This window comes from Kosakonia sp. CCTCC M2018092, assembly GCF_003864115.1.
Taxonomy (GTDB): domain Bacteria; phylum Pseudomonadota; class Gammaproteobacteria; order Enterobacterales; family Enterobacteriaceae; genus Kosakonia; species Kosakonia cowanii.
Window position 1 is genome coordinate 1,645,103 of the sequence record NZ_CP034225.1, and the last position, 14,742, is coordinate 1,659,844.

Consider the following 14,742-nt stretch of genomic DNA (forward strand, 5'->3'; position numbering starts at 1 on the left):
ATCCCCTATTTTCCATGTGAGGTAATGTTTTGTAAGACTGCGTATAACAGTATAGAAAAAGGCGCTGAATTCAGCGCCTTATTTTTTTATTTAACTTGTTGGCCCGCTTTTGCACCGCTATCCGGGCTAAGCAGGAAGATATCGCTGCCGCCAGGACCCGCTGCCATCACCATCCCTTCGGAGATACCAAAGCGCATTTTGCGCGGCGCGAGGTTAGCCACCATCACCGTCAGGCGGCCAATCAGCGCGCTCGGATCCGGGTAGGCAGAGCGAATGCCGGAGAAGACGTTGCGCTTCTCACCGTCGAGATCGAGCGTCAGGCGCAGCAGCTTATCTGAGCCTTCGACAAACTCGGCGTTCTCAATCAGCGCCACGCGCATATCGACTTTGGCGAAATCGTCAAAGGTGATGGTCTCCTGAATCGGGTTATCAGCCAGCTCGCCCGTTACCGGCGCGGCTGCGGCTTTGACTTCCTCTTTCGACGCTTCCACCAGTGCTTCCACCTGTTTCATCTCGATGCGGTTATAGAGCGCTTTAAACGGGTTCACTTTATGGCCGAGCAGCGGTTCGTTAATCGCATCCCACGTCAGGGTGGTGTTGAGGAACGCTTCGGTGCGCGCGGCCAGCGATGGCAGAACCGGCTTCAGCCAGGTCATCAACACGCGGAACAGGTTGATACCCATTGAGCAGATGGCCTGCAGATCGGCATCGCGGCCTTCCTGTTTCGCCACTACCCACGGAGCCTGCTCATCAACATAGCGGTTCGCCACGTCGGCCAGCGCCATGATTTCGCGCACCGCTTTACCAAACTCGCGGCTCTCCCACGCGCTGCCAATTGCGGCGGCGGCGTCGGTGAAGGTTTTATACAGCGCCGGGTCGGCCAGCTCTGACGCCAGCACGCCGTCGAAGCGTTTGGCGATAAAGCCCGCGTTACGCGAAGCCAGGTTCACCACTTTGTTAACGATATCGGCGTTCACGCGCTGGACGAAATCCTCCAGGTTGAGGTCGATATCATCAATGCGCGATGAAAGCTTGGCGGTGTAGTAGTAGCGCAGGCTGTCGGCATCAAAATGGTTCAGCCAGGTGCTGGCTTTAATAAAGGTACCGCGCGATTTGGACATCTTCGCGCCATTAACCGTTACATAGCCGTGAACAAACAGGTTGGTCGGCTTGCGGAAACCGCTGCCTTCCAGCATCGCCGGCCAGAAGAGGCTGTGGAAATAGACGATATCTTTACCGATAAAGTGATAGAGCTCGGCGTCGGAATCCTTCTTCCACCAGTCGTCAAAGTTGAGATCGTCGCGCTTGTCGCAGAGGTTTTTGAACGAACCCATGTAGCCAATCGGCGCATCCAGCCAGACGTAGAAATATTTGCCCGGCGCGCCCGGAATTTCAAAGCCGAAGTAGGGCGCATCGCGGGAGATATCCCACTGTTGCAGACCGGATTCGAACCACTCCTGCATTTTGTTCGCCACCTGCTCCTGCAGCGCGCCGCTGCGGGTCCACGCCTGCAGCATTTCGCTAAACGACGGCAGGTCGAAGAAGAAGTGCTCGGAATCACGCATTTCCGGCGTCGCGCCGGAGACCACCGACTTCGGCTCAATCAGCTCGGTCGGGCTGTAGGTCGCGCCGCACACTTCGCAGTTATCGCCATACTGATCCGCCGCTTTACATTTCGGGCAGGTGCCTTTTACAAAGCGGTCCGGCAGGAACATGCCTTTTTCCGGATCGTAGAGCTGGGAGATGGTGCGGTTTTTGATAAACCCGTTCTCTTTCAGACGGGTGTAGATAAGCTCGGCCAGCTCGCGGTTCTCATCGCTGTGCGTTGAGTGGTAGTTGTCGTAGCTGATGTCGAAGCCAGCAAAATCGGTCTGATGCTCCTGACTCATTTCGCCAATCATCTGCTCCGGGGTGATCCCGAGCTGCTGTGCTTTCAGCATAATCGGCGTGCCGTGGGCATCGTCCGCGCAGATGAAGTTGACCTGGTGGCCGCGCATTCGCTGGTAACGGACCCAGACATCAGCCTGGATGTGCTCCAGCATATGGCCGAGGTGGATGGAGCCGTTGGCGTACGGCAGCGCGCACGTTACCAGAATTTTCTTCGCGACTTGAGTCATAGTTGGCATTACATCTTCTTGAGAAAAAGGGGTTCCGATATTACCAAACCGCATCGATCTGCGCCAAGCGATAAGGGCATTAATCCATAAATGGATAATTATTCCCTTTGGGGTAAACTTGAGCGCTACAAATGTCGTTTTCAGAACAACTACAAAGGAGTCGGGATGAGTTCGCAATCCCAGGCCAAATCCCCGGAAGCCTTACGGGCAATTGTCACCGGGACGCTGGCCGATTTTCAGCACCCCACCCTCAAACATAACCTGACAGCGCTGAAAGCTGTCCACCATGTTGCATGGCTGGATGAGACCCTGCACGTCGAATTGCTGATGCCGTTCGTCTGGAGCAGCGCTTTCGAAGAGCTGAAAGCCCAGTGCAGCGCCGAACTGCTGCGTCTGACCGGCGCGCGCGCCATCGACTGGAAGCTGTCGCACAATATCGCCACCCTGAAGCGGGTGAAAAACCAGCCGGGCGTTAACGGCGTGAAAAATATTATCGCTGTCAGCTCCGGCAAGGGCGGGGTAGGGAAATCCTCTACCGCCGTTAACCTTGCGCTGGCGCTGGCTGCGGAAGGGGCGAAAGTCGGTATTCTTGATGCCGATATCTACGGCCCGTCGATCCCGATGATGCTGGGCGCGGAAAATGAGCGTCCGACATCACCAGATGGCACGCATATGGCGCCGATTATCGCTCATGGCCTGGCAACCAACTCGATTGGTTACCTGGTGACGGACGATAATGCAATGGTGTGGCGCGGGCCGATGGCCAGCAAAGCGCTGCTGCAGATGTTGCAGGAGTCTATGTGGCCGGATCTCGACTATCTGGTGCTCGATATGCCGCCAGGCACCGGTGATATCCAGCTGACGCTGGCGCAAAACATTCCGGTGACCGGCGCGCTGGTGGTGACCACGCCGCAGGATATCGCGCTGATTGATGCTAAAAAAGGCATTGTCATGTTCGAGAAAGTGGAGGTGCCGGTGCTCGGTATCGTGGAGAACATGAGCATGCATGTTTGCAGCAACTGTGGTCACCATGAGCCGATTTTCGGCAACGGCGGCGCAGAGAAGCTGGCGGAGCAGTATCACACGCAACTGCTGGGCCAGATGCCGCTGCATATTTCGCTGCGTGAAGATCTCGATAAGGGTACGCCGACGGTGATCAGCCGCCCGGACAGCGAGTTTACTGCCATCTACCGCAACCTTGCCGGTCGCGTAGCTGCCCAGCTTTACTGGCAGGGCGAGATCATCCCCGGTGAGATCGCGTTCCGCGCGGTGTGATTGACGATGCCGGATGGCGGCTACGCCTTATCCGGCCTACGGGCACGAATTCGCTGAAACGGCGTAGGCCGGATAAGCGTTTTACGCGCCATCCGGCAATGGGGTTGGATTGGTGGAATGGTTCCGTTCACCAGGCGTGCGGCGGAATGTTTTACTCATCGGTGCGGTGAACGGGACAAGGGGAGCGGCCGCGCTCCCCTTGTCAATCCCCGCGGCCCCGCGAGGAAATCGGTGCTTCGCACTACGCTCACCTCCCGCGTGCCTGACTGCGGCCCGCTCGACTCGACCTGCTCGCCCGTTCCGGGACTCGCTCCCTGTCTCGGTTCGCCTCTGTCCGCCATCCATGGCGTCCAGACCTTGTCATTCACGCTTCGGTTCGCCGATTTCAGCGGGGGTCAACACCGCCGCTGTAAGATGGGCGTCCAATTAAAAATTGTTGCTGCTGGAACCGTGTAGGCCGGATAAGCGTTTACGCGCCATCCGGCATTATGTTCGCGGCTTCGCCTTATCAGGCCTGCGAAATGACAAAACCTACTTCAACACATAGTGCATCAGCACATAATCCCCCTGCGGGGAGACGCCTTTGGCCTCAACGCGCCAGCCGTGGCGCTGATAAAACTCGAGCGCAGTTTTATTGCGCAACAAACACTTCAGCGCGCCGGTGCTGCTAAAGGTGCTCTGCACATGCTCAAGCAGCGCGCTGCCGACACCTTTTCCCTGAAACGCAGGGTCGATAAACAAGTTATGCAGGAAGTTATCGTTCTCCAGGACCGATGCGAACCCCATTCGATGCCCATCCTCTTCCGCCACCCAGATCACCTCTCCCAACGTCGCGGAGTCAAAATCTTCCAGAGCCCAGTCGCGGCTATCCAGCCAGGTCCAGGCTTCTTTACGGGCATGCAGATACAGGGTACGCAGAAACGGCCTGTCACTCTCCTGCCAGCGGCGGATAATCACAGGCGCTCCCGGTTAACGATGATAGAAAATGTCGCCATTGTAGGCTTTGAGGATTTTGCCTTCGGCATCGGTGATCAACACGTAGTTGCCGCCCATGTAGGTCCAGTGGCTACCGGCATCCGGCGCGGGAAGGTTACGCAACTTCCACTGCTTAATGTTGTAATCGTCGCTGCGGTACATCTCCGGCACCGTGTCGCCAATGGTGAATTTGGTAAAGTCGGCAACAAACTCTTTCACTTCAAACGACTGTGTGCCGCTTGCAGGCGCTGTCGCGGGCGGGGTTTCAGCATAGGTTGCTGAAGCCGTCGCCAGCAGTGCACCCAGAAGCATCATTTTTGTTTTACGCATACTCTCTCCAGGTTGTTCTTATACATTTCACGTAGTTGCATAAATAGCACGACATCATTGCCGTTTACAGACAGCGGAGCAACCAGCAAAAAATAACGCTTTGGTAAAAAGTGTAAGCAAACCCAGGAAAAAGCAGTGCGGGCGGAGAACGAATTTCGCCCTTCGCCCGCTACGTTTGGGAGTAATCCTGGCAGGATCAGCCCGCAAACCCCTCAAGCACGATTTTGCCCACCGCGCGCTGGCTCTCAAGCAGCGCATGGGCCTTACGCAGGTTAGCCGCGGTGATGGCACCGCCGTGCTCGCCCAGCGTAGTTTTCAGCACGCCGCTGTCGATCAACTCCGCAACCCGCGTCAGCAACTGGTGCTGGGCAATCATATCGTCGGTGGTGAACATCGAGCGGGTAAACATAAACTCCCAGTGCAGCGAAAGGCTCTTCGCTTTCAGCGGCATCGCATCCAGGCTGTCGGGGTCGTCAATCAGCGCCAGCTTGCCCTGCGGTTTGAGGGCGTTAATCAGCTGCTGATAGTGATCCTGCGTGTTGGTCAGGCTGGCAACGTGCGTCACCTCTTTGATGCCGATCCGCGCCAGCTCTTCGGTGAGTGGCTTGCTGTGGTCAATCACATGGTGCGCGCCGCGATCTTTCACCCACTGCTGGCTGGCAGAACGCGAGGCGGTGCCGATCACCGTCATGCGCGTCAACTGGCGCGCCAGCTGCGTCAGAATCGAACCGACACCGCCCGCAGCGCCGACAATCAGCAGCACATCGCCGTCGTTGCCATTTTCTTTTACGCCGAGGCGGTCAAACAGCAACTCCCAGGCGGTAATGGCCGTTAAGGGCAGAGCGGCGGCAGAGGCGTTATCAAGGGAAGCGGGTTTACGCGCCACAATACGCTCATCAACCAGCTGATATTCGCTGTTACTTCCCGGGCGGGTTAATGCCCCGGCGTACCACACTTCATCGCCCGGCTGAAACAGGGTGACCGACTCGCCGACCTCTTTCACGACGCCTACCGCGTCCCAGCCGAGCACGCGCGGCGTATCGGCATTAAAACCGGCACGCACTTTGGTATCCACCGGGTTCACGGAGATGGCTTTCACTTCCACCAGCAGATCGTGTCCGCTGGCCTGCGGTTGGGGCAGGTCGATATCGGTGAGGGCATCGAGGTTGCTGCCGCCAGCGGCGGCGCGGGTAATGGCGATGGCTTTCATAACAGGCTCCGTTTTGTTGGGTTTTCATCACTACCGGTAAGGGTAGACAACGCAGCTTTGATGAAAAACCCGCAAAATGGAGCAGCACTTATCGCTCTCGAGTGAAAATGCAGTGCCGGATGGCAGTTCCGCCTTATCCGGCCTGGAAGTTACATATCGTGGTTGGGCACCGGGATATCGGCGCTGACGCGCTGATCCTGCTCGTCAAAGATCATGCAGTGGCGGCTGTCGAAGGCGAGGGCGATCTTCTGCCACGGGCGGAAATGCACATCGCCCGGCAGCAGGATTTTAATATTGTCGTGACCATAACATTGACCAAACAGATAGGTGTTGTTGCCCAGCCGCTCTACCACTTCGCACTGAAACTCAAGGGGCACGCCGCCCGTCATCTCTGTTGCGAGGTGCTCCGGGCGAATACCGAGCGTAATGGCCGCGCCCACCTCCAGCGGTGAGGTGGTAATGCCGAGCGTCAACTGATGGCCCTGAGCAAGGGTAATAGTGACTTCACCGGGCTGCCACTGGCTTACCGTTGCGGGGAGGAAGTTCATCTTTGGCGAGCCGATAAAGCCAGCGACAAACTTGTTTTTCGGGTTGTAGTAGAGCGACATCGGTGAGCCCATCTGCTCAACGTTGCCGTAATTCATCACCACGATTTTGTCCGCCAGCGTCATCGCTTCCACCTGGTCATGGGTAACATAGACCATGGTGGTTTTCAGCTCCTGGTGCAGACGGGCTATATGCAACCGCATCTCGACGCGCAGTTCGGCATCGAGGTTAGAAAGGGGTTCATCGAACATAAAGACGCGCGGGTTACGCACAATCGCGCGGCCAATGGCGACGCGCTGGCGCTGGCCGCCGGAGAGCTGCTTCGGTTTGCGATCCAGCAGGTGGCTCAGTTGCAGGGTCTTCGCCACCATCTCCACCTGGCGGCGGATCTCCTCCTTCGGCACTTTGTTCACTTTCAGCCCGTAGCCCATGTTCTCCGCCACAGTCATATGGGGGTAGAGCGCATAGGACTGGAACACCATTGAGACACCGCGATGGGCGGGCGCGACATCGTTCATCACTTCATCGCCAATCAGCACTTCGCCTTCGCTCACCTCTTCCAGCCCGGCAATCATGCGCAGCATGGTGGATTTCCCGCAGCCGGAGGGGCCGACAAACACCGCAAACTCGCCGTCATCAATCGACAGATTGACATTGTTCAGCGTCACCGTGTCGCCAAACCGTTTGGTGACATTTCTCAGTCGTATATTGGACATCAACGTTCCCCGAATGTAATAGCCGTTACTGGCCGTTTGTCAGCTGTTTTGTTTAACGTATAACAATCAGGAGACAGTGCTGCTCAACGGCGAAAAATCATGGTCTGACTATAACTTCCACGGATTTAGCGCCCTATACTCAATTTTCATTTCTGTAACATTGGTCACATAACGCAACGTTTATTCTCGTTTTATCAGCGCGTAAAGCGTAGCGTATAACAAATCCGATAAGGCGAATGAATACGTCTTAAGCCCTGCAATATCAGGTGGTTTGCCAGAGCAGTGACCTGATGATGCGCCATAAAAACCATGAAATTGTTATACCTTGACATGAGGTTGATAATGAAAAAGAAGACCCTTACCGCACTGATTTTGACAACCCTTGCCGCCGGGCAGCTTGTCGGCTTGCAGGCGCACGCCGCCGCACAGCAACTCAATGTCTGGGAAGACATCAAAAAATCGGCGGGCATCCAGGATGCGGTGCGCGATTTTGAGCAGAAATATAACGTCAAAGTTAACGTGCAGGAGATGCCCTACGCCCAGCAGCTGGAGAAACTCCGCCTTGATGGCCCGGCGGGCATCGGCCCGGATGTGCTGGTGATCCCCAATGATCAGTTGGGCGGCGCGGTTGTGCAAGGGCTGCTGACCCCCCTGAATCTGGACAAAGAAAAGGTTGACGCCTTTACGCCTGCCTCCATCAACGCCTTCCGCCTCGACAACACCCTGTATGGCGTGCCGAAAGCGGTAGAGACGCTGGTGCTGATCTACAACAAAGATCTTATCGACAAGCCGCTGCAAAGCCTGCCGGAGTGGCTCGACTACTCGAAAAAACAGCGCGCGCAGAACAAATATGGCCTGCTGGCGAAGTTCGATCAGATTTACTACAGCTGGGGCGCGATTGGCCCGATGGGCGGCTATCTGTTCGGCAAAAACGACAAAGGCGGCTATAACCCGCAGGATATCGGCCTGAATAAACCCGGCGCGGTAGAAGCCGTTACCTTCCTGAAAAACTTCTATGCCGAGGGGGTATTCCCGTCGGGGATCCTTGGCGATAACGGGCTTAACGCCATCGATTCGCTGTTTACCGAGAAAAAAGCGGCGGCGGTGATCAATGGCCCGTGGGCGTTCCAGCCCTATGAAGCTGCCGGCATTAACTACGGCGTTGCGCCGCTGCCGAACCTGCCGGATGGCAAACCGATGAGCTCTTTCCTCGGCGTAAAAGGTTATGTCGTCTCGACCTGGAGTAAAGACAAAGCGCTGGCGCAGCAATTTATCGAATTTATCAACCAGCCGCAGTACGTGAAGACGCGCTATATCGCCACGCGCGAAATCCCGGCGCAGAAAGCGATGATTGACGATCCAGTGATTAAAAACGACGAGAAGGCGAGCGCCGTAGCGGTGCAGGCCGCCCGCGCAACCGCAATGCCGGGCATTCCGGAGATGGGTGAAGTGTGGGGCCCGGCGAATGCCGCGCTGGAGCTGAGCCTCACCGGTAAACAGGCACCGCAGGCGGCGCTGGATGCCGCTGCTAAGCAGATCCAGATGCAGGTCGAAGCGATGCAGGCCAGTAACCAGTAACCGCGTGTTGGTACAGAGACGGGAGGGGGACCTCCCGTTGTCGAAAAGGAGTCGTACGTGATTATCAGTCCCAGCGAACATTTTGCCAAAGCGCCCGGCGCAGGGCGTCACGCGTGGTGCGGGCTGCTGTTGGCCATCGTGCCGGGCTTTGGCCAGTTCTACCATCGCCAGTGGCTGAAAGGCCTTATCTTTCTTGTGCTGCTGGCGAGTTTTACCGGCATCTTCTCTGATTTTTTGCGCGAAGGGCTGTGGGGGTTATACACCCTTGGCGAAGAGGTGCCGCGCGACAACTCCATCTTCCTGCTGGCGGAGGGGATCATCAGCGTGCTGATTATCGCCTTTGGCCTGATGGTGTGGGGGCTCTCAATGCGCGACGCGTGGCTGAATGGTAAAAAACGCGACGCCGGTAAGCCGCTTAACAGCGTGCGCAAACAGTACCAGATGCTGCTCAGCGACGGCTTTCCCTACCTGATGATCAGCCCGGGCTTTATCCTGCTGGTGTTCGTGGTGATTTTTCCGATCCTCTTCGGCTTCGCCATCGCCTTTACCAATTACAACCTCTACCACACGCCGCCCGCTAAACTGGTCGACTGGGTCGGGTTAAAGAACTTCATCAATATTTTTACCCTGTCGATCTGGCGCTCAACCTTCTTCGACGTGCTGCAATGGACGGTGGTGTGGACGCTGCTGGCGACCACCTTGCAGTGCAGCGTCGGCGTGCTGCTGGCGATTCTGGTGAACCAGAAAGATCTGCGCTTTAAGCCGCTGGTGCGCACCATTTTTATCCTGCCGTGGGCGGTGCCGGGCTTTGTCACTATTCTGGTTTTCGCCGGGATGTTTAACGACTCCTTTGGCGTCATTAACAATGCGATCCTCGCCTTTTTCGGCATCGACCCGAAACCGTGGCTGACGGACCCCTTCTGGACCAAAACCGCGCTGATCATGATGCAAACCTGGCTCGGTTTCCCGTTTGTCTTTGCCATGACCACCGGCGTATTGCAGGCGATTCCGGACGATTTGTATGAAGCGGCGAAGATGGATGGCGCGGGCACCTTTACCCGCCTGCGCACCATTACGCTGCCGCTGGTGCTCTACTCGATTGCGCCGATCATCATCACGCAATACACCTTCAACTTTAACAACTTCAACATCATCTACCTGTTTAACAACGGCGGACCGGCGGTAGCTGGCGCGAACGCGGGCGGCACCGACATTCTGGTGTCGTGGATCTATAAGCTGACGATGTCCTCATCGCAGTACGCCATCGCGGCCACCATCACCATCCTGCTGTCGATTTTTGTTGTCGGCCTGGCGTTGTGGCAGTTCCGCGCCACCAAATCGTTCAAAAACGACGACATGGCATAAGGGAAGAAAATGGCTCAATCACAAAGTATTCGCCGCGAGAAGGTTATTCGCCTGACGCTCTCCTGGCTGGTGATAGCAGCGGTATCGCTGACGATTATCTACCCACTGGTGTGGACGATTGGCGCGTCGCTGAATGCCGGCAACAGCCTGCTCAGCACCTCGATCATCCCGGAAAACCTCTCGTTCCAGCACTATGCCGATCTCTTTAACGGCCAGGTGAACTACCTGACCTGGTACTGGAACTCGATGAAGATCAGCCTGCTGACGATGATCCTGACCTTAATTAGCGTCAGCTTTACCGCCTACGCCTTTTCGCGCTTTCGCTTTAAAGGCCGCCAGAACGGGCTGATGCTCTTTTTACTGTTACAGATGATCCCGCAGTTCTCGGCGCTGATTGCGATTTTCGTTCTCTCGCAGCTGCTTGGGCTTATCAACAGCCATATGGCGCTGGTGCTGATCTACGTTGCCGGGATGATCCCGATGAACACCTATCTGATGAAGGGCTACCTGGATGCCATTCCGCGCGATCTGGATGAGTCCGCGCGCATGGACGGTGCCAGCAACTTCCGCATCTTTATTGAGATCATCCTGCCGCTGTCGAAACCGATTATCGCGGTAGTGGCGCTCTTCTCCTTCACCGGCCCGCTGGGGGATTTCATCCTCTCAAGCACCATTTTGCGCACGCCGGATAAATACACGCTGCCGATTGGGCTTTATAACCTGGTGGCGCAAAAAATGGGTGCCAGCTACACCACTTACGCCGCGGGTGCAGTGCTGATTGCGGTGCCGGTGGCGATCCTCTACCTGGCGTTACAAAAATACTTCGTCTCCGGCCTCACCTCCGGCAGTACAAAAGGATAAGCATATGAAAAGACTGACTCCCGCTCTGCTGGCGGTATGCCTCGCTGCCAGTTTTTCTGCTAGCGCGGTGACCACGCGCCCGTTTACCCAAATGCCCGCCGACTTTATTAAAGGGGCGGATATCTCCACGCTGCTCGATGCGGAAAAGCACGGGGCGAAATTCTATAACGACAAAAATCAGCCGCAGGATGCGCTGGCTATCCTGAAAGCCAACGGCGTCAACTATGTGCGCCTGCGGCTGTGGGTCGACCCGAAAGATGCGCAGGGCAATGCCTATGGCGGTGGTGATAACGATCTCGCCACTACCCTTGCACTGGCGAAGCGGGCAAAAGCGCAGGGCATGAAGCTGCTGCTCGATCTGCACTACAGCGATTTCTGGACCGATCCGGGCAAGCAGTTCAAGCCGAAAGCCTGGGAGAAGCTCGATTATCCGCACTTGAAAAGCCGGGTGCATGACTACACCCGCGACACGATTGCGCAGTTTAAGCAGGCGGGCGTGCTGCCGGATATGGTGCAGATCGGCAATGAGATCAACGGCGGCATGCTCTGGCCGGAGGGCAAAAGCTGGGGGCAGGGCGGCGGCGAGTTTGACCGGCTGGCCGGGCTGCTTACTGCCGGGATCGATGGGGTCAAAGAGAACCTGAATAACGGCGAGCAGGTGAAGATCATGCTGCACCTCGCCGAAGGGACCAAAAACGACACCTTCCGCTGGTGGTTTGATGAGATAACCAAACGCAACGTGCCTTTCGATGTGATTGGCCTGTCGATGTACACCTACTGGAACGGGCCAATCAGCGCCCTGCAGGCCAATATGGATGACATCAGCAAGCGCTACAACAAAGATGTCATTGTCGTCGAAGCGGCCTACGCCTATACGCTGGCGAACTGCGATAACGCCGAGAACAGCTTCCAGGCGAAAGAGGAAAAAGCGGGGGGCTACCCGGCCACGGTGCAGGGGCAGTATGACTATGTGCACGATTTAATGCAGTCGGTCATCAATGTGCAGGGCCAGCGCGGCAAGGGCATTTTCTACTGGGAACCGACCTGGATTGCCGTCCCGGGCAACGGCTGGGCCACGCCCGCCGGTATGAAATATATCAATGACCACTGGAAAGAGGGCAATGCGCGAGAAAACCAGGCGCTGTTTGATTGCCAGGGAAAAGTGCTGCCGTCGGTGAAAGTCTTTAATTAATTATCGTGTTGTAAATTTCAGGAATGAATAATGAATAAATTTGCGCCTTTAAGCCCGAAGGTCGTCTCGCTATTGCATGGCGCGGACTATAACCCGGAGCAGTGGGAAAACTATCCCGGTATTATCGATAGCGATATTGCCATGATGCAGCAGGCAAAATGTAATGTGATGTCGGTCGGGATATTTAGCTGGTCAAAACTTGAGCCGCAGGAGGGGGTATTTAATTTCGCCTGGCTCGATGAGGTCATAGAAAAATTATATGCCGCCGGTATCCATATATTTCTCGCTACGCCGAGCGGTGCGCGTCCGGCATGGATGTCGCAAAAATACCCGCAAGTGCTGCGCGTCGGGCGCGATCGCGTGCCCGCGCTGCATGGCGGTCGCCACAACCACTGCATGAGCTCACCGGTCTACCGTGAAAAGACGCTGAAGATCAATACGCTGCTGGCGGAGCGTTACGGGCAGCATCCGGCGGTGCTCGGCTGGCATATCTCCAATGAGTATGGCGGCGAGTGCCACTGCGATTTATGCCAGCAGAAATTCCGCGACTGGCTAAAGGCGCGCTATCAGACGCTGGAGGCGCTGAACCACGCCTGGTGGAGCGACTTCTGGAGCCACACCTACAGCGACTGGTCACAAATCGAGTCCCCTGCGCCGCAGGGCGAAGTCTCCATCCATGGCCTGAATCTCGACTGGCGGCGTTTTAACACCGCCCAGGTAACCGATTTCTGCCGCCATGAAGTTGCCCCGCTGAAGGCCGCCAACGCGGCGCTGCCGGTGACCACCAACTTTATGGAGTACTTCTACGACTACGACTACTGGCAGCTTGCGGAGGCGATCGACTTTATCTCCTGGGACAGCTACCCGATGTGGCACCGCGATAAAGACGAAACCCAGCTTGCCTGCTATACCGCCATGTATCACGACATGATGCGCACCCTGAAAGGCGGCAAGCCCTTCGTGCTGATGGAGTCGACGCCGAGCGTCACTAACTGGCAGCCGACCAGCAAGCTGAAAAAGCCGGGGATGCATATCCTCTCCTCATTGCAGGCGGTGGCGCACGGCGCCGATTCGGTGCAGTACTTCCAGTGGCGCAAAAGCCGTGGCTCGGTGGAGAAGTTCCACGGTGCGGTGATTGACCACGTGGGCCATCTCGATACCCGCGTTGGCCGTGAAGTCTCCGCCCTCGGCGAGATGCTCAGCAAGCTGACGCCGGTTATGGGCTGTCGCACCGAGGCGCGGGTGGCGATTATCTTCGACCAGCAGAACCGCTGGGCGCTGGATGATGCGCAGGGGCCGCGCAACAAGGGCATGGAGTATGAGAAGACGGTGAACGAACACTACCGTCCCTTCTGGGAGAAGGGCGTGGCGGTGGATGTGATTAATGCCGATGCCGATCTCAGCCGCTACCATTTAGTTATCGCCCCGATGCTCTATATGGTGCGCGATGGCTTCGCTGAACGCGCCGAGACCTTTGTCGCCAGCGGCGGCCATCTGGTGACCTCTTACTGGAGCGGCGTGGTCAATGAGAGCGATCTCTGCCACCTGGGCGGTTTCCCCGGTCCGCTGCGTAACCTGCTCGGCATCTGGGCGGAGGAGATCGACTGCCTCGACGATAACGAACGTAACCTGGTGCAGGGGCTGGCGGGCAACGAAGCGGGCTTACAGGGGCCATACCAGGTGCGCCATCTCTGCGAGCTGATTCAGCTTGAGGGCGCGCAGCCGCTGGCAACTTACCGGGATGATTTCTATGCTGGTCGCCCGGCGGTAACGGTCAACGCCTTCGGCAAAGGCAAAGCCTGGCATATCGCCTCGCGTAACGATCTCGCCTTCCAGCGGGACTTCTTCGCCAATCTCATCGACACGCTATCGCTGCCGCGTGCGCTTAACGTTGAGCTGCCGCCAGGCGTTGTGGCGACCGCGCGGGAAGATGGCGAGCAGGCATTTGTCTTTATTCAGAACTTCACCGCCCAGGCGCAGAGCATCACGCTGCCGCCGGGTTATCACGACTGCCTGAGTGACGCCGCCGTCAGCGGTGCGCTGGCCCTCAAACCCTGGGATTGCCGCGTCGTTCGCCGCGACGCATAAGTCCACTCTGCGCGCCTGCCCATCCGGGCAGGCGTTTTTTTATCTGCTGATTACGGAGACCTGCAATGGTAAGCCTTAAATCCTTCCTGCATTACTTCTCTGAGGCCAAACCGGCCACCCCGCTCAGTGAGGCCGAGGTGTTGAAAATTGAGCGACTGGCCGCGGCGTTTGGCGGTGAGGCAAATATTGAACAGGTTGATGCCTGCCTGACCCGCCTGCGCGTCACGGTAAAAGAGTTAACCCGGGTTGATTCCCAGGCGCTGCAGGATGAGGGTGCGCTGGGTGTGATTATTCTCGGTCAACAGGTGCACGCTATTTTCGGCAAGCAATCTGACGCGCTGCGTAAATTACTCGATGAGCGTTTCTCTTCCCGTTAGCAATAAAAAAGGGATACCCGAAAGGGTATCCCAAATAAACAATAACGAACGTAGTGGCAATATAAGCCTGCAAGTCTCAGAGATAACGAACGAGGTTAATTAGGTACGCTTT

The 14,742-nt window shown here is 56.8% G+C and carries 12 protein-coding genes; 7 read left to right on the forward strand and 5 right to left on the reverse strand.

Annotated features, from left to right (window positions below):
- Positions 1–86: 86 nt before the first annotated feature.
- A complete protein-coding gene (gene metG, locus EH164_RS07745; protein ID WP_023479910.1) occupies positions 87–2,117 on the reverse strand; it encodes a methionine--tRNA ligase in 2,031 nt (676 codons plus the stop codon).
- A 165-nt stretch (positions 2,118–2,282) separates the two neighbouring features.
- On the opposite strand from metG, the gene apbC reads away from it, so the two are divergent.
- Positions 2,283–3,392, forward strand: a complete 1,110-nt coding sequence (apbC, locus tag EH164_RS07750; RefSeq protein WP_124967831.1) for an iron-sulfur cluster carrier protein ApbC — start codon at positions 2,283–2,285, stop codon at positions 3,390–3,392.
- Positions 3,393–3,923: 531 nt separating this feature from the next.
- Here the strand turns inward: apbC and EH164_RS07755 are convergent.
- From EH164_RS07755 to EH164_RS07770, 4 genes are all read right to left on the reverse strand, one after another.
- Positions 3,924–4,349, reverse strand: coding sequence for a GNAT family N-acetyltransferase (locus tag EH164_RS07755; protein ID WP_124967832.1), 426 nt, complete (start codon positions 4,347–4,349; stop codon positions 3,924–3,926).
- A gap of 12 nt (positions 4,350–4,361) precedes the next feature.
- The gene (locus tag EH164_RS07760; RefSeq protein ID WP_124967833.1) at positions 4,362–4,697 is read right to left on the reverse strand and encodes an RcnB family protein; all 336 of its coding nucleotides are present in this window, start codon (positions 4,695–4,697) and stop codon (positions 4,362–4,364) included.
- Between the two features lie 196 nt (positions 4,698–4,893).
- Positions 4,894–5,907 carry a zinc-binding alcohol dehydrogenase family protein gene (locus EH164_RS07765; protein ID WP_124967834.1) on the reverse strand — a complete coding sequence of 338 codons (1,014 nt, stop codon included), beginning with the start codon at positions 5,905–5,907 and terminating at the stop codon, positions 4,894–4,896.
- A 149-nt stretch (positions 5,908–6,056) separates the two neighbouring features.
- Positions 6,057–7,169, reverse strand: coding sequence for an ABC transporter ATP-binding protein (locus EH164_RS07770; protein ID WP_094421008.1), 1,113 nt, complete (start codon positions 7,167–7,169; stop codon positions 6,057–6,059).
- Positions 7,170–7,511: 342 nt separating this feature from the next.
- Here EH164_RS07770 and EH164_RS07775 point away from each other — a divergent pair, with 342 nt between their 5' ends.
- The 6 genes from EH164_RS07775 (at position 7,512) to EH164_RS07800 (ending at position 14,630) form a co-directional block, all read left to right on the forward strand.
- Positions 7,512–8,747, forward strand: a complete 1,236-nt coding sequence (locus tag EH164_RS07775) for an extracellular solute-binding protein (protein ID WP_076770150.1) — start codon at positions 7,512–7,514, stop codon at positions 8,745–8,747.
- Positions 8,748–8,804: 57 nt separating this feature from the next.
- Positions 8,805–10,112 carry a carbohydrate ABC transporter permease gene (locus EH164_RS07780; protein WP_124967835.1) on the forward strand — a complete coding sequence of 436 codons (1,308 nt, stop codon included), beginning with the start codon at positions 8,805–8,807 and terminating at the stop codon, positions 10,110–10,112.
- Between the two features lie 9 nt (positions 10,113–10,121).
- Positions 10,122–10,973: a sugar ABC transporter permease gene (locus tag EH164_RS07785; protein ID WP_042716650.1), complete on the forward strand. Its 852-nt coding sequence runs from the start codon at positions 10,122–10,124 to the stop codon at positions 10,971–10,973.
- 4 nt (positions 10,974–10,977) lie between these two features.
- Positions 10,978–12,165 (forward strand): arabinogalactan endo-beta-1,4-galactanase, encoded by a 1,188-nt coding sequence (locus EH164_RS07790; protein WP_124967836.1) that lies wholly within the window; start codon positions 10,978–10,980, stop codon positions 12,163–12,165.
- Positions 12,166–12,195: 30 nt separating this feature from the next.
- Complete coding sequence (locus EH164_RS07795; protein WP_124967837.1) at positions 12,196–14,253, forward strand: beta-galactosidase; 2,058 nt, start codon at positions 12,196–12,198, stop codon at positions 14,251–14,253.
- Positions 14,254–14,318: 65 nt separating this feature from the next.
- The gene (locus tag EH164_RS07800) at positions 14,319–14,630 is read left to right on the forward strand and encodes a glucose PTS transporter subunit EIIB (RefSeq protein WP_124967838.1); all 312 of its coding nucleotides are present in this window, start codon (positions 14,319–14,321) and stop codon (positions 14,628–14,630) included.
- Positions 14,631–14,742 lie beyond the last annotated feature (112 nt).